General features: G+C 75.4%; 18 protein-coding genes. 16 read left to right on the top strand and 2 right to left on the bottom strand.

Annotated elements, in window-relative coordinates; genetic code table 11:
* Nucleotides 1–76 precede the first annotated feature (76 nt).
* From ACIRPH_RS20205 to ACIRPH_RS20180, 6 genes are all read left to right on the top strand, one after another.
* Nucleotides 77–238, top strand: coding sequence for a cinnamycin family lantibiotic (locus ACIRPH_RS20205; protein WP_267947077.1), 162 nt, complete (start codon nt 77–79; stop codon nt 236–238).
* Nucleotides 239–305: 67 nt separating this feature from the next.
* Nucleotides 306–470, top strand: a complete 165-nt coding sequence (locus ACIRPH_RS20200) for a hypothetical protein (RefSeq protein WP_402916497.1) — start codon at nt 306–308, stop codon at nt 468–470.
* 67 nt (nt 471–537) lie between these two features.
* A complete protein-coding gene (gene lanL / locus ACIRPH_RS20195) occupies nt 538–3,129 on the top strand; it encodes a class IV lanthionine synthetase LanL (RefSeq protein ID WP_402916495.1) in 2,592 nt (863 codons plus the stop codon).
* A 427-nt stretch (nt 3,130–3,556) separates the two neighbouring features.
* On the top strand, nt 3,557–4,213 hold the full coding sequence (locus ACIRPH_RS20190; RefSeq protein ID WP_402916493.1) for a hypothetical protein: 657 nt from the start codon (nt 3,557–3,559) through the stop codon (nt 4,211–4,213).
* Nucleotides 4,210–4,836: a hypothetical protein gene (locus tag ACIRPH_RS20185; protein ID WP_402916491.1), complete on the top strand. Its 627-nt coding sequence runs from the start codon at nt 4,210–4,212 to the stop codon at nt 4,834–4,836. The genes ACIRPH_RS20190 and ACIRPH_RS20185 overlap by 4 nt, the downstream gene beginning before the upstream one ends.
* 101 nt (nt 4,837–4,937) lie before the next feature.
* A complete protein-coding gene (locus ACIRPH_RS20180) occupies nt 4,938–5,513 on the top strand; it encodes a TetR/AcrR family transcriptional regulator (RefSeq protein WP_402916489.1) in 576 nt (191 codons plus the stop codon).
* A 22-nt stretch (nt 5,514–5,535) separates the two neighbouring features.
* Here the strand turns inward: ACIRPH_RS20180 and ACIRPH_RS20175 are convergent, their stop codons facing one another.
* Nucleotides 5,536–6,171 (bottom strand): DNA-3-methyladenine glycosylase I, encoded by a 636-nt coding sequence (locus ACIRPH_RS20175; protein WP_402916487.1) that lies wholly within the window; start codon nt 6,169–6,171, stop codon nt 5,536–5,538.
* 414 nt (nt 6,172–6,585) lie between these two features.
* Here ACIRPH_RS20175 and ACIRPH_RS20170 point away from each other — a divergent pair, with 414 nt between their 5' ends.
* The 10 genes from ACIRPH_RS20170 (at nt 6,586) to ACIRPH_RS20125 (ending at nt 18,586) form a co-directional block, all read left to right on the top strand.
* The gene (locus ACIRPH_RS20170; protein WP_402916485.1) at nt 6,586–7,254 is read left to right on the top strand and encodes a GntR family transcriptional regulator; all 669 of its coding nucleotides are present in this window, start codon (nt 6,586–6,588) and stop codon (nt 7,252–7,254) included.
* A gap of 93 nt (nt 7,255–7,347) precedes the next feature.
* The gene (locus ACIRPH_RS20165; protein ID WP_402916483.1) at nt 7,348–8,319 is read left to right on the top strand and encodes a tripartite tricarboxylate transporter substrate binding protein; all 972 of its coding nucleotides are present in this window, start codon (nt 7,348–7,350) and stop codon (nt 8,317–8,319) included.
* 5 nt (nt 8,320–8,324) lie between these two features.
* Nucleotides 8,325–8,828, top strand: coding sequence for a tripartite tricarboxylate transporter TctB family protein (locus ACIRPH_RS20160; protein WP_402916481.1), 504 nt, complete (start codon nt 8,325–8,327; stop codon nt 8,826–8,828).
* The gene (locus ACIRPH_RS20155) at nt 8,825–10,339 is read left to right on the top strand and encodes a tripartite tricarboxylate transporter permease (RefSeq protein ID WP_402916479.1); all 1,515 of its coding nucleotides are present in this window, start codon (nt 8,825–8,827) and stop codon (nt 10,337–10,339) included. Before ACIRPH_RS20160 ends, ACIRPH_RS20155 begins: the two co-directional genes overlap by 4 nt.
* 47 nt (nt 10,340–10,386) lie before the next feature.
* The gene (locus tag ACIRPH_RS20150) at nt 10,387–11,256 is read left to right on the top strand and encodes a dihydrodipicolinate synthase family protein (protein WP_402916478.1); all 870 of its coding nucleotides are present in this window, start codon (nt 10,387–10,389) and stop codon (nt 11,254–11,256) included.
* A gap of 98 nt (nt 11,257–11,354) precedes the next feature.
* Nucleotides 11,355–13,064 carry a dihydroxyacetone kinase family protein gene (locus ACIRPH_RS20145; RefSeq protein WP_402916476.1) on the top strand — a complete coding sequence of 570 codons (1,710 nt, stop codon included), beginning with the start codon at nt 11,355–11,357 and terminating at the stop codon, nt 13,062–13,064.
* 226 nt (nt 13,065–13,290) lie between these two features.
* The gene (locus ACIRPH_RS20140) at nt 13,291–14,031 is read left to right on the top strand and encodes an SDR family NAD(P)-dependent oxidoreductase (RefSeq protein WP_402916474.1); all 741 of its coding nucleotides are present in this window, start codon (nt 13,291–13,293) and stop codon (nt 14,029–14,031) included.
* A gap of 251 nt (nt 14,032–14,282) precedes the next feature.
* The gene (locus ACIRPH_RS20135; RefSeq protein WP_402916473.1) at nt 14,283–15,035 is read left to right on the top strand and encodes a hypothetical protein; all 753 of its coding nucleotides are present in this window, start codon (nt 14,283–14,285) and stop codon (nt 15,033–15,035) included.
* Between the two features lie 143 nt (nt 15,036–15,178).
* Nucleotides 15,179–16,156 carry a hypothetical protein gene (locus tag ACIRPH_RS20130; protein WP_402916471.1) on the top strand — a complete coding sequence of 326 codons (978 nt, stop codon included), beginning with the start codon at nt 15,179–15,181 and terminating at the stop codon, nt 16,154–16,156.
* 171 nt (nt 16,157–16,327) lie between these two features.
* Entirely contained in the window at nt 16,328–18,586 is a 2,259-nt protein-coding gene (locus ACIRPH_RS20125; protein ID WP_402916470.1) for a glycoside hydrolase family 9 protein, read from the top strand.
* A 155-nt stretch (nt 18,587–18,741) separates the two neighbouring features.
* Here the strand turns inward: ACIRPH_RS20125 and ACIRPH_RS20120 are convergent, their stop codons facing one another.
* The gene (locus ACIRPH_RS20120; RefSeq protein WP_402916468.1) at nt 18,742–19,854 is read right to left on the bottom strand and encodes a PQQ-dependent sugar dehydrogenase; all 1,113 of its coding nucleotides are present in this window, start codon (nt 19,852–19,854) and stop codon (nt 18,742–18,744) included.
* Nucleotides 19,855–19,868 lie beyond the last annotated feature (14 nt).

Below are 19,868 nucleotides of genomic sequence, written 5' to 3'. Positions count from 1 at the left end.
AGGGGGATCACTACTCCTGGCAAGACTACCCAAGGTAGTCGGCCATTAACAAAAAGTTGCTAGATCTGGAGGACTCATGTCCGCACAGGAACTGCCCCGCGACGCCGGATCGCTCGACACCACCGCCCTGATCTCCCTCGGGGCCGAGACCGAGCTCATCTCGGAGCGACTCAACCTGGAGTGCCGCAACACCTGCGTCTCCGGCTTCACCATCCGCTGCGACGGATACTCGCTCTAGTCCGGTCCGGACCCGCCCGGGTACCGCCGACGCCCGAGACGACCGTGACGAACCCCGCCGAGGTGCCGTGAACACGAGCGCCGGACCCTCCGACGCGGGCCGTCCGGAGACGATCGCCCTCCTCCACCTGTGCCACGAGGGAGCGCTGCCGACCGGGGTGGACGGCGGCGCAGGTCGGCGGTCCCGGAACCGGGACCCCTTCACCCCGCCGGAAGCCGGGATCACCGTGTGACCCCGGCGCTCCGGCCGCGGGGCGGTCGGCCGCTCAGCCGGCCGCCCCGTCTTCGACACCGACGACCATGAGGGAGACCAGGGTGCGGGAGCACACCGGCACACGCACGTGCACGGTCGGCATACGGGAGCGGGCCGTCGCGGCGGGCCGGGTGGTCTCCGACTACGGCCCCTGGACCGACGTGGCGCTTCCGGGGCTCGACCTTCCGCCCCAGGGGTGGAAGATCCACGTGTCCGCCCGCCCGGTCACCCTCCTGTCCACCGTCGAGCGCGTGCTCCCCCTGCTGCTGCGCACGCCGTGCAGGTTCAAGTTCGCGCGCACCACGGAGGCCATGCGCGAGCTCAACTCCCACCACAACCGCCCGGGAGCCGTCGGCAAGGGCGTCACCGTCTACACCCGCCCGGACGACTTCGCCGGCCTGGCCGAGAAGCTCGCCGCCGAACTCGTCGGGGTGGAGGGGCCCGGCATCCCCAGCGACCGCAGGCTGCGGCCGGACGCACCGGTCTACTACCGCTACGCGCCGTTCGCCGGCGTCTACGGCATCGACGGCAACGGCGACTTCCAGCTGGTCCTCCACGACGCCGAGGGACGTGAGCGCCCCGGCGCCGCGGACGGGCGCTACCAGCCGCCGGACTGGCTTCCCGACCCGTTCACGGGGCAGCCGCCCTCCCCCGGCGGGGCCGACCGGGAGCCCGTCCTGCTCGGCGGCCGCTTCCTGGTGCCCGGCGCCATCGCCCACACCGCGGTGGGCGGCGTCTACCGGGGCACCGACCGGGGGACGGGCACGGGGGTGGTCGTCAAGGAGCGCCGCGCGTACACGGGCGAGGACCTCGACGGGTCCCGCGACGCGCGCCACCGGCTGCGCGGCGAGGCCGCCGTGCTGCGCCGCCTGGAGGACGTCGCGGGGGTCCCCCGCGTGGTGGACCACTTCCGGCACGGCGCCGACGAGTTCCTCGTCACCACGGACGTCGGCCCCCGGGACCTGCGCACCGACGTGGCCGAGAACGGCACGTACACCACCCCGGAACGCGACCTGGAGCGCCTGGGCCGCGACCTGCTCGGGCTGCTGGACGCGGTCCACGGGCGCGGCGTCCTCGTCCGCGACCTCGCCCCCAAGAACATCGTGCTGGCCGACGACGGCGCGCCCTCCCTGGTGGACTTCGAGATCAGCAGCCTCGACGGCGACCAGGTGCACGGCTGGACCCCGGGGTACTCCTCCCCCGCCCAGGAACGCGGCGAGCCGGCGTGCGAGGAGGACGACCTCTACTCGCTGGGGGCCACCCTGCTGTACGCCGCGACCGGCACCGAGCCGGCCGCCCGCTCCACCCGGGCGGTGCCCGACGACGGGCGCGCCCGCACCCTCCTGGCCTCGCTGGGCGAGGGCGTCCCGCCCTGCGCCCGCGCGGTGCCGGGGCTGATGTCCCCCGACCCCGCCGAGCGCAGGGCGGCGGCCGACCTGCTCCGCAGGGGCGGGGGCCACCCGCCGCTCCGGGCCGAACCGCGCTACACCGTCACCCCGCGCTCCCTTCCCGCACTGGTCGCGAGCGCCCTGGAGCAGACCCGCGGTGTGGCCCGCGACCTGCTGGCCGGACGCGGCGGCTCGCCGGGAGGGCGGCCCAGCCCCACCAACCTGTACCGGGGCGCGGCGGGCGTGGGCACGGAGCTGCTGCGCCAGGGGGACGACGAGTCCCTCGGCCTGGCCCGCGCCCTGGCGCACTGGACCACGGGCTTCCTCACGCTGCGCCGTTCGCTGCCCGGCCTCCAGGACGGCGAGGCGGGCACCGCCCTCTTCCTGGCCGCGGCGGCCCGCGAACTGGACGAGCCGACCCTGGCCGACGCGGTGCGCCCGCTGGCGCGGACCTCCCCGGAGGCGGTCCCCGAAACCGACTACTCGTCCGGGCTGGCGGGGATCGGCCTGGCCCAGCTCCAGCTGTGGCGGCTCTGCGGGGACGGGTCCCGCCTCGACCTGGCGCAGGGCTGCGCCGAGCGGCTCGTGGCCTCGGCCCCCGCGGAAGGGCTGCGCGCCTGCCCGCCCGACCCCCGCGACCACGAGGAGGTGACGACGCGGCTGGGGTTCGCGCACGGCGTCGCGGGCGTCGCCCACTTCCTCCTGTGCCTGGAGACCGCCACCGGCGACGCGGCCGCGGGGGCGGAGGCCGCGGCCTGCCTGGAGGTGTTGGCCGGGTTCGTCCCGGGGCTGGTCTCGGCCGCCTCCTCGCCCGAGGCCCGGCCCATGGCCGCCTCCTTCTGCCAGGGGCTCACCGGGATCGGCGGGGTGCTGCTCCGGGCCGGCGCGGTGCGGGGCGAGCCCCGCTACACCGGGCTGGCGGAGACGACCGCGTCGCACTGCCGCGCCCTCGCCCCGAAGATGCAGGTCGCCTGCCAGTGCTGCGGGCTGGCGGGGGTCGGTGAGTTCCTTCTCGACACCGCCGGGCTCACGGGCGGGGCGGCGCACCGGGACGCGGCCATGGACGTCGCCGGGCTGGTGCTGGTGCGCTCCGCCGGGACCCCGGAGGCACCGGTCTTCCTCGACCACACCCGGGAGCCGGGCGGCGGCTGGGCGACGGGGGTCTCGGGGGTGCTGTCCTTCCTGCGCCGCCTCGACCGGGGCGGCCCCCGGGACTGGCTCGGGGACGAACTCCTGGCCGTCCGCAACTGACCGCCGTCCGGCCCGCGCCGTGCCCGGGCCCCGCGCCTTCGCGGGGGGCGGGGGGCCACCGTGGCCCACCGGGCCCGCATCGAGCCGGGCCCCGCGCCTTCGCGGGGGCCGGCGCGGGCGGCGGTGCGGCGCGATCCCCGCCCCCGCGCGGAGCGCTCCCCCGCGGAGCGGTCCCCCGCCCCGGGCGGCGCGCGGCCGACGGCCACGGCGCACACGGGGCCCTTGTGGCAACGGCTCACTCGTGTGGCGCACGGTGCCCGGGAGGGGCGGGACCACCTTCCTCCTACGGAACGGGCCCGCGGCGACCGACCGCCCCGGGCGCTGTCGGCGCTCTCACCTGCGACGGTTCCGTTACCTTCCCGTGACCGCGTTTTGGGCGTGGTCATCGGGGCAGGGCAGGACGACCGGACGACAGGAGGTGCCCCCAGTGGAAACCGGAACCGTTGTCATCATCGTCATCGCGGCGGTCGCCGTCATCGCCGTGGGAGTCGCGCTCGCCGCGCGCTCCTCCATCCTCCCCGCCCAGCGCACCGCACGGCTCAAGAAGCGCTTCGGCGCGGAGTACTACCGCGCGGTGGAGGCCCACGGCGGCAGGGCCGCCGCGGAACGGGAGCTGTCCGAGCGGCTCGACCGCCGCAAGGGCATGAGGCTCCGCAGGCTCACCGACCGCGAGCGCGAGGCGCACGCCGGCACGTGGGCCGCGGTGCAGCAGGAGTTCGTGGACGACCCGGTCAGCGCCGTGCGCAGTGCACGCGGACTGGTCGAGGGGATCATGTCCGACGTCGGCTACGCCGACCGCGCCCCGGCCGAGGACCGGGGCTTCGAGCAGCGCGCGGGAGACCTGTCGGTGGACCACCCGGCCGCCGTGGCCGAGTTCCACCGCGTGCGCGGCGCCGTACGCCCGGCAGGGGCGGACCGGGTCGGCACCGAGGGCCTGCGCGAGGAGCTCGTGGCCTACCGGGGCCTCGTGGAGGCCCTGCTGGGCGGGCTGCCCGAGTCCCCCGGCACGACCCCGACCGCGGCTCCGGGCAGGACCGTGACCGGTCCGGCGCGGAGCGGGACCGATACGGAGGTGGACCGATGAGAGAGCACGACGAGACCGCCGCACCGGCGGACCTGGAACAGCGCGGCGTCCGCCGGACCCCGCGGGCGCAGGAGCGCAAGGCCGCCGTCGGCCGGCCGGCGCCCGGGAGCGCCGGGGTCCGGCGGCCCCCGGCCGAGGAGGTGCCGGAGCAGCGGCGGCGCGGCGGGGGCCGCACGGACCCGGTGCGGGCCGCGGCTCCGGACGCGGCGGCGCCCGGCGCCGCACGTGCGGTGACGGTCGACGCCGAGGTGTCCGACCCCGCCTCCGCCCCCTCTCCCCCGGCCGCACCGGCCCCGGATCCCTCCGGGGCCGCGCCCTCCGGCCCGCGCGGGGCGGAGGGCCGGGCGAAGCGGCCCGGACCGCGGGGCATGGACCCGGGCGACGTGCGGGAGCGCTGGCAGGAGACGCAGGGCGGGTTCGTCGACGATCCGCGGGGGACCGTGCGTGAGGCGGACGCGCTGGCGGCCGAGGTCGCCGAGGCCGTGATCTCCGGGATCGAGGCGCGCCGGGCCGCGCTCCGCTCCGCGTGGAGCGAGGGCGACGGCTCGGACACCGAGTCCCTGCGCCTGGCCCTGCGCGACTACCGCTCCTTCGTCGAGCACCTGGTCGACGCGGGCAGGTGACGCGGACACGACACGCGGGCCGTGCGGCGCCGGGCCGCACGGCCCGCGTGTCCCGACCGTTCCGCTGTACTCGCCCCGGAGGCGGGTCTACCGTCACTGTCATGGGCACCAGGGGAACGGTCACACGGACACGGCTCGTCGACCGCGCGCGCGAGCTGCTCGAGGCCCACGGCTACGCCGGAACGGGCCTGGAGCAGGTCCTGGCCGCCAGCGGCGCCCCCCGCGGCTCCCTCTACTTCCACTTCCCGGGTGGGAAGGACGAACTGGTCGCGGCGGCCCTGGAGTCCGCCGGGGCCGAGATCGGGACCCGCATCCGGGAGCTCTCCGAGGAGGCCCCCGACGCGGCCGCCCTCGTCCGGGGCGTGGTCGACCTCTTCACCGCCAGGATGGAGGGGTCGGCGTTCACCAGGGGCTGCCCCCTGGCCGCCACCGCCCTGGACGTCTCGGCCACCAACGACCTGGTGCACACCGTGTGCAGGAGGGTGTACTCCTCCTGGCAGGCCACGCTCGCGCGACGCCTGGTGGCCGAGGGGCGCGCGGCCGAGGAGGCGGACGCCGACGCCTGGTCCGCGCTCTCCCTCGTGGAGGGGGCGCTCCTGCTCTCCCGCGCCACGCGCGACCGCGGGCCGCTCGACCGGGCCCGGGGCACGGCCTCCCGGCTCTTCGGCGGGGAGTGACCCCCGCCCGCGGCGGCCCGGCTCAGGAACGCGTCCAGACCCCCGAGGTCCCCCTGCGGTGGCTGTCCACCAGGTGGGTGTCGACCATGCCGATCGCCTCCATGAGGGCGAACATGGTCGTCGGACCGGTGAAGGAGAACCCCGCGCGGCGCAGGGCGCCGGAGAGGGCGGCCGACTCCGGCGACTCGGTGGGGACGTCCTCGACCCGCGCGGGGGCCGGTGTCCGCTCGGGCCGGAAGGACCACACCAGGTCGACCAGCCCTCCCGCGTCGCGCAGGGCGACCGTGGCCCGCGCGTTGCGGACCGTGGCGCGGATCTTCCTCTCGTTGCGCACGATGGAGGCGTCTCCCATCAGCCTCTCCACGTCCTCCTCGCCGTACCCGGCCACGGCGTCGGGGTCGAAGCCGTCGAAGGCGGCGCGGAAGGCCGGCCTCTTGCGCAGGATGGTGGCCCACGAGAGTCCCGCCTGGAACGCCTCCAGGCTGATCCGCTCGAAGACGCCGCGCTCGTCGCGGACGGGCATCCCCCACTCGGTGTCGTAGTAGTCGCGCAGCAGCGGGTCAGCCGCCGCCCAGGGCGGCCGGACCAACCCGTCCTCGCACACCAGCGCGCCGCTCTCCGTGGCGGCGAACCGCGCCTTCCCCCGTCTCTCCGCCATCTCGGACGTCCTCTCCCCGGCGTCGGCGCCGACCGGCCCGCCGCATCCCGTCCGCTCCCCACGGCGCGGCCCCCTTGCGCCCTCGACGGTACGCGGCCCGCGCCGCGTGAATCCACGGGAACGACGCACACGAAGGACGGCCCCGGCCCCCGACGACACGCCGAGGACACCCCGCCGCCACCTCCCGGACACCTTTCGCGCACCCCCGGCGATCGATCGATGACACAGCGCCATGGCGGGAGGTCCGGCCGGGTCGAGTTCTTTTCGCGGCCGTGCGCCCCGGATCTCCTGCGGGGCAAGGGATCCCGAAAAAAACGGACAACTACCACGGAGACACCAGCAACAACGGGGATTGACACACGTCACACGGTGATCCAATCTGGTTAACAGTTAACAGTTAACCGAAGGGAAGACATGTCGGAGATCCTGCCCATCAAGCAGCGGGCACTCGGCGAGAAGGTCGCCGGAGAACTCCGGCGCCTGATCGTCACCGGGCGCTACGCGCCCGGGACCTCGCTGGTCGAGGGGCACCTGGCCGAGCAGTTCGACCTGAGCCGCGGACCGATCCGCGACGCCCTCAAGATCCTCGCCTCCGAGGGGCTCATCGACACCAACCGCCGCAGCGCCACCGTCGTGGGCCTGGGCGGGGACGACATCGACGAGCTCTTCTCCCTGCGCGGATCCCTCGAACAGCTCGCCCTGGAGATCGGCCTGAACCGCGACCGGGCCGGGCTCGCCGACGGCCTCCGCGCCCCCCTGGAGCAGATGCGCAGGGCCCGCGAGGAGCGCGACCCCGACGCCTTCACCGCCGCCGACGTGCGCTTCCACTCGGTCTTCTACGACGTCGCCGGCCACCGCCGCCTCGCCGACGTGTGGGCGCAGTACCGGCCCACCATCGAGGTGCTCCTCCTGGCCTCCAACGAGCGCTACGAGGACCTCGGCCCCTCCGTCCGCGCCCACGAGGTCCTCGCCGGACTGGTCGAGTCCGGCGAGCCCGAGGCCGTCCTGGAAGAGCTCCGCGGCCACCTGGACAACGCCAGGCTCAGGCTCAGGGCCCCCTACACCCAGCCCGCGACCCACTGACCCGACGGGACGCGCACCGCGTCCCGTCGTCCCTCGGCTCATGTCCCGCGACCGACCCACGGAGCCGATTCCACCGAAACACCGGAGAACACCATGCGTTCCACCACCTTCCGCCTGACCGCGGCCGCACTCGCGGTCACCGCCCTCACGGCCGGCTGCGCCGACCGGGGCGGCGTCAGCGAGGACGCCGCGGACTACCCCAGCCAGGACATCACCCTCGTCGTCCCCTACGACGCCGGAGGCGCGTCCGACCTCGCGGCCCGCACCCTGGCCGCCGGCATGGAGGACTCCCTGGGGCAGAGCATCATCGTGGAGAACCGCAGCGGCGGCGCCGGCTCCGTGGGACTGGAGAACCTCGCCGGGCGGGCGGCCGACGGCTACAGCATCGGCTACCTGCCGGTCGAGACCGTCATGCTCGGCTACCAGGGCTACGACGTCGACCCGGGCGCCTACGACCTCGTCGGCCAGATGGTGTCGGTCCCCGCCACCATCGCCGTCCCCGAGGACAGCCCCTACGAGACCCTCGACGACCTGGTCGAGGCCGCCCGCTCCGAGCCCGGGTCCCTCTCGGTGTCCAACTCCGGCGCGGGCTCCATCTGGGAGGCCGCCACCACCGAGCTGGGGCGGGCCACGGAGACCGAGTTCCAGCCGGTGCCCTTCGACGGCGGCGCCCCCGCCGTCACCGCCGCCGTCGGCGGCCAGGTGGACGCCGTGGTCGCGGGCATCTCCGAGACCGCCCCCGCCCACGCGGACGGCCGGCTCCGGGTCCTCGCCCTCTTCGACTCCCAGCCCTCCGACTCGCTCCCCGGCGTGGAGACGGCGGCCGAGCAGGGCGTGGACGTCGTGATCGGCGGCTGGGGCGGTATCGGCGCCCCGGCCGGCCTCCCCGACGAGGTGCGCACGAAGCTGGAGGAGGCGTTCTCCGAGGCGGCCGACTCCGACGAGTTCAGGACGATCATCGCCGACTCGGGGAACATCCCGGTCAACGTTCCCTCGGAGGAGTTCGCCCAGTTCGTCGACCAGGAGCACACCCGCTTCGGCGCACTGCTCGAGGGCCAGGACTGAGCACCGTGGCCGACACGACCACGACCCCGGACGCGCCCGCCCCCGGCGGACCGCGTCCGGGACGCAGACCGAGGGACCTGGTCCCCGCCGCCGTCGGCGCCGCGCTCGCCGCGGGCGCCTTCGCCCTGGCCGCGCAGATCCCCGAAGGGGCCCGGCTCACCCAGTTCAGCCCGAGGTGGTGGCCGGAGACGCTGGCCGTCCTCCTGCTGGTGCTGAGCGCGTGGCTGGCCGCGGGGGCGCTGCTGCGCCGCTCCGCGACCGCGGAGGAGGACGGGCCCGAGGCCGCGACCCGGCAGGGCGCGTGGCGGCTCGCCGCGATGCTCGCGTCGATCGCGGGGTACGGCGTCCTCTGGTACTTCGTCGACTTCCGGGTCTCGACGGCTGTCCTGTTCGCGGCCCTCACCTGGCTCGGCGGAGGCCGCGGGTGGAAGGCGCTGATCCTCTTCCCGATCGCCGTGACGGCGATCCTCTACCTTCTGTTCGGCGTCCTCCTGAGAGTGCCACTATGAGTCCGATCGTCGAGGGCTTCAGCGCCCTCCTGGACCCCATGGTCCTGCTGTGCATCGCCGCGGGCGCCCTCCTGGGCATGCTCGTCGGCGCCTTCCCCGGCGTGACGGCCACCATGGCGGTCGCCCTGGCCAGCGGTTTCACGCTCTCCCTCGAACCGCTTCCCGGCCTCGCGGTCCTGCTCACGATCTACGTGGCGGCGAACTTCGGCGACCGGGTCCCGGCGATCCTCGTCAACACCCCGGGGACGCCCGCGTCGATCGCCACGACCTTCGACGGCTACGCCATGGCCCGCCAGGGCAGGGCGGGCCTGGCCCTGACCTCGTCCGCCTTCGCCTCCGCGTGGGGGACGCTCGTCGGCGTCGTCCTGCTCATGGTCGCCGCGATCCCGCTGTCCCGGCTGGCCCTGAACTTCGGCCCCGCCGAGATGTTCGCGCTGGTCGTGTTCGGCCTGACGATGATGATCGGGGTGTCCGGCGGCCGGATCGTCAAGGGCCTCATGGCGGGCGGCCTGGGCCTGCTCCTCGGGGCCGTCGGCCGGGACCCCATCACGGGCACGCCGCGGTTCACGTTCGGCCTCCCCGAGCTGTCCGACGGCATCCCCTTCATCGCCGCGATCATCGGCCTCTTCGGCATCGCGGAGGTCATGAACCAGATCCTCGTACACCGCCGGGGCCGCGGGGCGGAGCCGATCAAGGAGTTCGGCCGCTGGTTCCCCAGGCGCTCGGACTGGCGCACCATGCTCAAGCCGATGGCGATCGGCAGCGGCGTCGGCGGCGTGGTCGGCATCGTGCCCGCCACCGGCGGGGACATCGCCGGCATCCTCGGCTGGGACCAGGCCCGCAGGGCGTCCAAGCGGCCCGAGGAGTTCGGCAAGGGGTCGCTGGAGGGCATCACCGCCGCGGACACCTCGTCCAACGCCACCCTCGGCGGGTCCGTGACCACCACCCTGGCGCTGGGGCTGCCCGGCGACTCCGTGATGGCCGTGATGATCGGCTCGATGGTCGTCTGGGGCATCCAGCCGGGCCCGTCGCTGTTCGCGAACCAGCCCGACCTGGTCTACAGCATCGCCGGGATCATGCTCATCGCGACGGTGGTCGCCCTCGTGATCAGCGTGCTGCGCATGCGCGGCGTCGCCAAGCTCCTGGAGCTCCCGCAGCACTTCCTGTGGGCGGTCATCCTCGTGTTCTGCATGGTCGGCACCTACGCCGTGAACAACAGCGTCCTCGACGTCGCCGTGATGCTCGTGTTCGGCCTCGTCGGGCTGTTCCTGAAGCGCTTCGGGATCCCGCCGGGACCCGTCGTCCTCGGCCTGATCCTGGGCGGCCTGGCCGAGGGCAACCTCCGCCGCGCCCTGGAGATCGGCGGCCCGGAGAACATCCTGACCAGCCCCATCGCACTCGGACTCCTGGCGGTGAGCGCGCTCGCCCTCGTCGTGCCGCCTCTGCGCACGGCGTGGGGCGCGCGCCGCGCCCGCGCCGCCTCCGAGAACACCACCACCCCGGCGCCCTGACCCGGTCCGCCGGCAGCCGTCCCTTCCCCACCCGAGGAGAACCACGCATGTCCGTCCACGCGAAGGTGATCACCGCCCTCCCGACCCCGTTCACCCGGGACGAGGCCCTCGACCCCGACGCCGCCACCGCGCTGTTCACGGCGGTCCGCGACCGGGGCGTCGACGGGGTGTTCGTCGCAGGGACCACCGGGGAGTTCACCGCCCTCGACGACGACGAGCGGACCGGGGTGATCGGGCTGGCCCTGGACGTCTTCGGCCCGGAGCGGGTCTACGCCCACGTGGGCGCGGCCGCGCCCCGACAGGCCGAGTCGCTGGTCCGCGCCGCCGTCGGCGCGGGGGCCACCCGGCTCGCCGCCGTGACGCCCTACTTCCTGCCCGCCCCCGAGGACGCGCTGGTGCGCTACTACGAGCGCCTGGTGGCGGCGGCCGGCGGCGCGGAGGTGCACGCCTACCTGTTCCAGGTGCGCTCCACCACCCCGGCCGCGCCCTCGGTGCTGCGCCGCCTCGCCGACGCCGGCGTCCGCGGGGTGAAGATCAGCGGTGAGAGCGACGCCTCGGTGTCGGCGTACCTGGCCGCGGCTCCCGCTGGGTTCGACGTCCTGTCCGGCAACGACATCGCCTTCGAGGAGTTCGTCCGCGCGGGCGGCCTCGGCGTGGTCTCCGGCGTCTCCTCCGTCTTCCCCCGGCCGTTCGTGGCGCTGCGCGACGCCCTGAACAGCGGGGACACCGAAGGCGTGCGCGCGGCCCAGCCCCTGGTGGCCCGCGCGGTGGCCGCCGTCCGCAGCGGCAGCATCCCGCACCTCAAGGCCGGGCTGGAGGTCCAGGGGCTCCCCGCCGGCCCCGCGAGGGTCTGCGGCGACGCCGTCTCCGAGGCGGACCTGAAGGTCCTCAGGGAGACCGCGGAGGCCCTGGCCTGACCCCGCGGCCCGGGTCCCGGACCCGGCCGCCCGACGCCCCCGTGGCGTACACACGACCCGCCCCAGGGGGCGGCGGACCGAGAGGCGAGTGAGCGCGGATGGCGCTGAAGAAGATCATCAACCGACCCGAGGACTTCGTCGACGAGGTCACCGAGTCACTGCTCATGGCGCACCCCGACCGCCTGCGGGCGGCGTCCGGCGACCGCAGGGCGCTGGTGCGCGCCGACGCGCCGGTCGAGGGCCGCGTCGGCATCGTGACCGGGGGCGGGTCCGGGCACCTGCCGCTGTTCCTCGGCTACGTGGGCCGGGGGCTGGCCACGGGCGTGGCCGTGGGGAACGTGTTCTCCTCCCCCTCCGCCGAGCAGATCGCCGCGGCGACGCGCGCCTCCCACGGGGGCGCGGGCGTGCTGTACCTGTACGGCAACTACGGCGGGGACGTCTACAACTTCGACCTGGCCGCCGACGTCGTCGCGGCCGAGGGCATCGCGACGGCGACCGTGCTCGGCACCGACGACATCCTCTCCGCGCCCCGCGGCAGGGAGGCCACCCGGCGGGGTGTGGCCGGCCTGTTCTTCGCCTACAAGACGGCGGGGGCCTCCGCCGAGCGCGGCGACGACCTGGAGGCGGTGCGGTCGGTGGCCCGGCGCACGGTGGACGCCACGCGCACGATGGGGGTCGGCCTGTCCCCCACCATCCTCCCCGCCGCGGGCGAACCCACGTTCACGCTCGCCGAGGGGGAGATGGAGGTCGGCATCGGCATCCACGGCGAGCCGGGCAGCCACCGGGGGCAGCTGGAGACGGCCGACGAGATCACCGACCGCTTCCTCGCCGAGATCCTCGGCGAACTGGAGCCCGCGCCCGGCGACCGTGTCGCGGTCCTGGTGAACGGCCTGGGCGCCACTCCCCTGGAGGAGCTGTACCTGGTGTACCGCCGGGTCCACCAGGTGCTGGGCGAGCGCGGCGTGGTCATCCACCGGCGCTACGTGGGCGAGTTCGCGACGAGCCTGGAGATGGCGGGGGCCTCGGTCTCCGTGCTCCTGCTCGACGACGAGCTGGCCGAGCTGATCGACGCCCCCGCCGCGTCCCCGTTCTTCGGCCAGGGGAACACGGAGGCGCCGGAGCCCCGCGCGGCCGGGGCCGGGGCGCCCGGTTCCGCGGCCGCCCGGGGCCCGGCCCCCGCCGTCCGCCGCACCGGCGCCGCCGGCGCGCTGCGCGGCGCTCTGGTCGCGGCCATGGAGCGCATGCCCGCGCACGCGGAGGAGCTGCGGCTGCTGGACTCGCGCCTCGGCGACGGCGACCTGGGCATCACGGTCTCCTCGGGGGCGGAGGCCGTGCGCGAGGCGCTGCTCGCGCTGCCGGAGGACGCCCACCACGCCGACGTGCTGCGCGCGGCGGCGACGGCGTTCGCGTCGGCCAACCCCTCCACGTTCGCCGCGCTGACCGGCGCGGGCGTGCTCGCCGCCGCCGCCGAGTCGGAGGAGCTCGCGTCCGTCTCGGTCCGCGACGCCGCGCGCCTCACCGCCGCCGTGTCCCGCCGGGTGCGGGAGCGGGGCGGCGCCGAGCCCGGCGACAAGACGTTCGTGGACGGGCTCCTCCTGGTGGAGGCGGCCCTGGAAGGGGCCGACGACCCGGTCGCCGCCGTGCGCGCCGCCGCCTCCGCGGCCGGGCACGCCGTCGAGGAGACCAGCGGGCTGACGTCGGCGAAGGGCCGCGCAGCCTGGGTGGGCGAGCGCGGGGCGGGCGAGCGCGACCCGGGCTCGGTCGCCCTCCTGCGGTTCCTGGAGGAGCTCCGCGACGTCCTCTCCTGAGTGCGGCCCCGTGGCGCCTCTGTGGGGGTCGCGCCACGGGCGCCCCGGCGGACGGGGAGAGGACGGCCGCCGGCGCCGCGGTGCGTACGCGCCGCGGCGCCGGGCCGGGCCGGGCCCCGAGGGAGCCGGAAGGGCCCGGCCGCCCCCGTGACCGGGGGCGATGAGGGCGGCACGGGCGCCGTGGTGGACACTGGAGGTCCGTCGAAACAGCTCACAGGGGGTCACCGTGTCCCGTCCGCTCACAGTCGTCACCGGCGGCAGCCGGGGCATCGGCGCCGCCACCTGCGTCAGGCTGGCCTCCGAGGGCCACGACCTGGTGCTGGGCTACGCGAGCGACGAGGGGGCGGCCGCCCGGACCGCGGCCGCGGTGCGGGAGGCCGGCGCGCGCTGCGTCACCGTGCGCGCGGACACCTCCTCGGAGGAGGACGTCGAGCGGCTCTTCGACTCGGCCGCCCCGCTGGGGCGGGTCACCGGCCTGGTCAACAACGCCGGCGTCACCGGCCCGCTGGGCAGGCTCGCGGACGCCCCGGCCGACGTCCTGCGCAGGGTGGTCGACGTCAACCTGCTCGGCTACCTGCTGTGCTGCCGCCGGGCAGCCCGGGACATGGCCGAGCACGGTTCGGGGTCCATCGTCAACGTGTCCTCCGCGGCCGCCACGCTCGGCAGCCCCGGCGAGTACGTGCACTACGCCGCGACCAAGGCCGCGGTGGACGCCCTCACCGTGGGCCTGTCGAAGGAGCTGGGCCCCGACGGGGTCCGCGTCAACGCCGTGGCGCCCGGCGTGATCGAGACCGGCATGCACGCGGCGATGGGCGACCCCGACCGCCCGGCCAAGGCCGCCGCCACGCGCATCCCCCTGGGGCGGCCCGGGCAGGACTTCGAGATCGCCGCCGCGATCTCGTGGCTGCTGTCCCCCGAGGCCGCCTACGCGACGGGCACGGTTCTGCGGGTCTCCGGGGGCCTGTGAGCCGCCCGGCGGCGGCCGTGCCCGGCGGCGCGCGGCCGGACGGGCGCGCCGACGGCGGGACACGGTGCGAGGAGGTCTGCGGGCGGCGTGCCGGGCGCCCGGTTCCGCCTGTGGCAAGGCGAACCCGGGGCCCGCGGACGGCCCCGTGAGCTGTACCATCGGGGCCGGATTCTCCCCCTCGTCCGCGTGCTCCCCCGGTCCCGGAGAAAGCCGTGCGACAGGGCTTTCACCACAGACGGAAACGGACGTTCATGGACGCTGACGACACCCAGGTCATGACCAGGACCGGCGAGTTCACCACCACCGTGAGCTGGGAGACCCCGGTCCGCGGTCGGGTCGCCGCGGCGGTGGACCGCCTCTCCGGCCCCCTGGCCGACCTGCTGGAGCGCGACGCCAACGACGGCGACACCCGCATGCTCGTCGCCGACTTCTTCAGCGTCGGCCTGAATTTCAGCAAGTACCAGGACATGACCACCGAGTACCGCACGAGCGGCGACTCGATCGACTACGCGATCATGCTGGAGGGCAAGCTGTTCGCCCCCGTCGAGGTGCGGCGGATCGGCCAGGAGCTCGACCAGCGCAACATCCAGATGTCGCGGCGCCTGGCGGCGGACGAGGGCGCCGAGTGGGTGATCCTCACCAACGGCCGCCGCTGGCGGGTCTACCACCTGCGCCCCGACGGCGAGGGCGGCAACAACCCGGTCGAGGTCCTCGACGTCGACCTCCTGGACGCGGACGCCTACCACCGCAACATCGACGCCCTGTTCCACCTCACCCGCGAGTCCGTCGACCACGGCCGGCTGGACGCGCTGCGCCAGTGGAAGGAGGCCGTCGAGGCGGCCCCGCTGGCCGAGGTGCTGCGCGGGGACGCCGTGGTCGCGGCGATCCGCGACCAGCTGCTCGCCGCCACTGGGCACCGGGGCCACACCGGTGACGCCGAGGAGATCCGCCGCGCCCTGACCGAGACCGTCGTCGCGCGGGGCCTGCTCCCCTCCGGGGAGTGACGCCCAGGGCCGCCCCGGGACCGGAGGGGGTCCCGGGGCGGCCCGGTCACGGCCTTCGTCCCGTTCGCGCCATACTGTCCCCGAACGCATCCGGACGACAGGCGGACCCGGACGGCCCGTGGGCCGGACCCGCCGGAGGAACCGTGAACGAGACCCCCCCGACGACCCCGCTCGTGGCCGGCGACCCCGCCCAGGTCGGCCCGTATCCCCTGCACGGCCGGATGAACACCGGGGGCTCCGGTGTCACCTACGCCGCCCCGGACGGGCGCGGCGGCTGGGCCGCGCTCACCGTGGTCCGCGAGGAGCACGTGGCCGTCCCCGGCTTCCGGTCCCGGTTCGCCCACCACGTCGGCCTGGTCCAGCGGGTGCGCTCGCCCCGTGTGGCCCCGCTGCTCGCCGCCGACGGCTCCGCCCCGCGCCCGTGGTTCGCGACCGCGTACGTCCCCGGGCCGACCGTGCGCGACATGGTCGCCACGCACGGGCCGATGCCCGGCGGCCAGGTCCGCGAACTCGCCGCCGGCGTCGCGGCGGCGCTGGCCGACGTCCACGCCGCCGGGGCCGTCTACCCGAACCTGACCCCGGCCGGCGTGGTCCTGGGCCCGGACGGCCCGGTGCTGACCGGTTTCGAGGCGCACGTGGCCGCGGCCGACTCGGCGGGCTGGGTGGACCCGGAGTGCTTCACCGGCCGCCTGTCCTCCGCGATCGACATGTTCTCCTGGGGGTCGGTGGTGGCCTTCGCCGCGACCGGCAGGGCTCCGTTCGGCGCCGGCGACCCGGACGCCGTGGCGCACCGGCACGAGAACGGCCGCCCGGACCTGTTCGGGGTGCCCCGGGACCTGGCCGGCCCGGTCGCGGCCGCGCTGGCGCCGCTGGCGGAGGACCGCCCGGACGCGGCGGGCCTGGCCCGCGCGCTGACCGGTTCCGGCGGGCCCCCTCCGCCTCCCGAGCGGAAGCGGTCCCGGACGGGGCCGGCCGTCGCGCTGGCCGCGGCGGCGCTGGTCCTGGTGCTGCTGGGCGCGGCCCTGGCCGTGTGGGCGCTGGGCCGCGGAGACGGGCCGGCCGGGGGCTCCGCCGCGGGCGCGGAGCGGGTGGGGACGGAGCGGTCCGGGGCCGGGGACTGAGCCCGGGCGGGTTCCCCGCCACCCCGGAGAGCGCCCTCCGGGGTGGCGGGGAACCCGCGCCGTCCGGGGCCGTTTACCCCCATTGACAGCGGTGACCTACGACACAACAATGAATTTGGGAGCGCTCCCAGACATGTCGACCGCTCACCCCCGGCGGAAGGACCCCCACAAGTGAGACCGGTACGAAGAAACGCTGCACCGGCCCTCGGCGCCGCCCTGGCGCTCTCGGCGACCCTCCTCGCGGCCTCCCCCGTTCAGGCCGATGAGGAACCCACCGAACACATCGTCAACGGAGGCTTCGACGACGGCGCCACCGGGTGGTGGAGCAGCCCCTCCATCGCGCCCGAGGTCACGGAGGACGGGCGGCTGTGCGCCGACATCCCCGGCGGAACCGCCAATCCGTGGGACGTGATCATCGGCCAGGACGGCGTCCCCCTGCGCGCGGGAGAGTCCTACACCTTCTCCTTCACCGCCTCCGGGGCCGGGTCCCGGCCCGTCCGCGCGCTCGTCCAGGAACCCGTCGACCCCTGGCGCACCATACTCGACGAACGCGCGTTCCTCACCGAGGAGCCCGCCGCCCACTCGTTCGTCTTCACGGCGGACGAGGACCGCGACGACGCCCAGGTGGCGTTCCAGGTCGGCGGCGCGGACGAGCCCTGGACGCTCTGCCTGGACGACGTGTCCCTGCTCGACGGCGCCGAACCCCCCGTGTACGTGCCCGACACCGGCCCGCGCGTGCGCGTCAACCAGCTCGGCTACCTGCCCGAGGGCCCCAAGAACGCCACCGTCGTCACGGACGCCGCCGACCCCCTCCCCTGGACGCTGGCCGACGCGGACGGCGCGGTCGTCGCCGAGGGCGACACCGTCCCCCGCGGCCCCGACGCCTCGTCCGGCCAGAGCGTCCACACCGTCGACTTCGGCGGCTTCACCGAGCCCGGTGAGGGGTACACGCTGACCGCCGACGGGGAGACGAGCCATCCCTTCGCCGTCTCCGCCGACCTCTACGAGGACCTGGCCGCGGACGCCCTGTCCTTCTACTACCCCCAGCGCAGCGGCATCGGGATCTCGGACGCGATCGCCCCAGGCTACGGACGCGAGGCCGGGCACATCGGCGTCGCGCCCAACCAGGGGGACACCGAGGTCTCCTGCCATCCCACCGCCCCCTGCGACTACACACTGGACGTGTCCGGCGGCTGGTACGACGCGGGCGACCACGGCAAGTACGTGGTCAACGGCGGCATCTCCGTCCACCAGCTGATGAGCGTCCACGAGCGCGCCCTGCACGCGCCGACCGGCAACCCCGACCGCGCGGGCGACTCCACCCTGCGCCTGCCCGAGCGGGACAACGGCGTCCCCGACGTCCTGGACGAGGCCCGCTGGGAGATGGAGTTCCTGATGGCCATGCAGGTGCCCGGGGGAGAACCCCTGGCCGGCATGGCCCACCACAAGGTCCACGACGCGGCGTGGACGGCGATCCCGATGCTGCCCGCCGACGACCCCCAGCCCCGCCACCTGCACCCGCCGTCGACGGCCGCCACCCTCAACCTCGCGGCGACCGCGGCCCAGTGCTCCCGGGTGTTCGAGCCCTACGACGCGGGGTTCGCCGCCTCCTGCCTGGAGGCGGCGGAGACCGCCTGGGCCGCCGCCGGGGCCCACCCCGAGGAGTACGCCCCCTCGACCGGCGAGGGTGGAGGCCCCTACGACGACACCGACGTCTCCGACGAGTTCTACTGGGCGGCCGCGGAGCTGTACCTGGCCACGGGCGACGCCGCGTACGAGGACGCCGTCACCTCGTCCGACCTGCACGCCGACCCCGGGGTGTTCGGACCCGGCGGGTTCGACTGGCGCTACACGGCTCCGCTGGGGGTCCTCCAGCTGGCCTCGCTGCCCAACGACCTGTCCGACGGGGCGCGGGACGCCCTGGTCGAGGGCGCCGGGCAGTACCTGGACAACGTCGGGTCCCACCCGTACGGCCTGGCCTACGCGCCCGAGGACGGGGTCTTCGCCTGGGGCTCCAACAACCTCGTGCTGAACAACCTGGTGGTGCTGTCGACCGCCTACGACGTCAGCGGGGACGCGGCCTTCCGGGACGCGGCGCTGGAGGGGATGGACTACGTGCTGGGCCGCAACGCCCTCAACCAGTCCTACGTCACCGGGCACGGCTCCAACGACTCGGTCAACCAGCACAGCCGCTGGTACGCCCACCAGCTCGACCCGTCGCTGCCCAGCCCGCCCCCCGGCTCCCTCGCCGGAGGGCCCAATTCGGACACGGCCACCTGGGACCCGGTGACCGCGGCCGACCTGGCCGGGTGCGCGCCCCAGTTCTGCTACATCGACGACATCGGCTCGTACGCCACCAACGAGCTGACCGTCAACTGGAACTCGACGCTGGCGTGGGTGTCCGCGTTCGCCGTCGAGCAGCTCCGGTAGCCGCCCGGTCCGGGACCCGGTGACCGGGTCCCGGACCGGCCGCAGACCCCTCCGGGAGGACGGGGCCCCTCAGGAGAGCGTGGGGCCCCGTCCGACATCCTCCTCCGGGACGCCCGGGGAAGGACCGGGGGCCCGGCCGCGGGGCCGCGGCCCGCCTACTCCAGTGGCAGCCTCAGGATCCGGTCGTCGCCGTCGCGCGGTTCGCCCCGGCCGTCCAGGTTGCTGGTGCCCAGCCACAGCCCGTCCCCGCCGGGGACGGCCACCACCGTGCGCAGGCGGCCGTACTCCCCCTCCAGGTGGGCGACCGGCTCGCCCGCTCCGCCGTCACCGGTGAGCGGCACCTCCCAGAGCCGTTCGCCGCGCAGGCCCGCCACCCACAGGGAGCCGCCCGCGAAGGCCGCGCCGCTCGGGGACGCCTCCGCGGTGGTCCACGCGACCAGCGGGTCGACGTACTCGTCCCCGCCGCCGGGCCCCTCCACCTCGGGCCACCCGTAGTTGTCGCCGGGCTCGATCAGGTTGACCTCGTCCAGCCGGTTCTGGCCGAACTCGGTGGCGTAGAGCCTCCCGTCGCCGTCCCACGCCAGGCCCTGCACGTTGCGGTGCCCGTAGCTGTACGTGTAGTTGCCGAACGGGTTGTCCGGGGCGGGCTCCCCGTCCGGGGTGAGGCGCAGGACCTTGCCGCCGAGGGAGCCGGTGTCCTGGGAGTCGCCCGGGTCCCCGGCATCGCCGGTCCCCGCGTAGAGGAGGCCGTCGGGGCCGAACCCGATCCGGCCGCCGTTGTGGGTGGACGCCGAGGGGATCCCGTCGAGGACCGTCTCCGGCTCGCCCAGGCCGCCCCCGTCAGGGTCGTACTCCATCCGGCTGATCCGGTTGTCGGAGTCCGTCGTGTAGTACGCGTACACGTAGGGCTCCTCGGGGAATCCGGGGTCGACGGCCAGTCCCAGCAGACCGCCCTCCCCGGACGGGGACACCCCGGGGACGGTCCCGGCGCCGGTGACGGCGCCGTCGTCCGCCACGCGGACGACGTCGGCGGAGTCGCGCTGGGCGACCAGGGCCGAGCCGTCCGGGAGGAACGCGATCCCCCACGGCACCTCCAGTCCGGTGGCGACGTCCTCGGGATCTCCGGGCTCGGACGCGGTCGTCCCGGGGTCGGTCTCCCCGGCCCCGGTGGTCACGCCCTCGGGGGCGCCGCAGGCGGAGAGCAGGAGGAGGGCTCCGAGGGCGGAGAGGGTACGCAGCGCGGGTCTCGCGGTCGATGTGTGCACCATGCCCGCTCCCTTCC

The sequence above is a fragment of the Nocardiopsis sp. NPDC101807 genome, assembly GCF_044766605.1.
Taxonomy (GTDB): Bacteria; Actinomycetota; Actinomycetes; order Streptosporangiales; family Streptosporangiaceae; genus Nocardiopsis; species Nocardiopsis tropica.
This window is presented reverse-complemented; position numbering and strand designations above follow the sequence as displayed.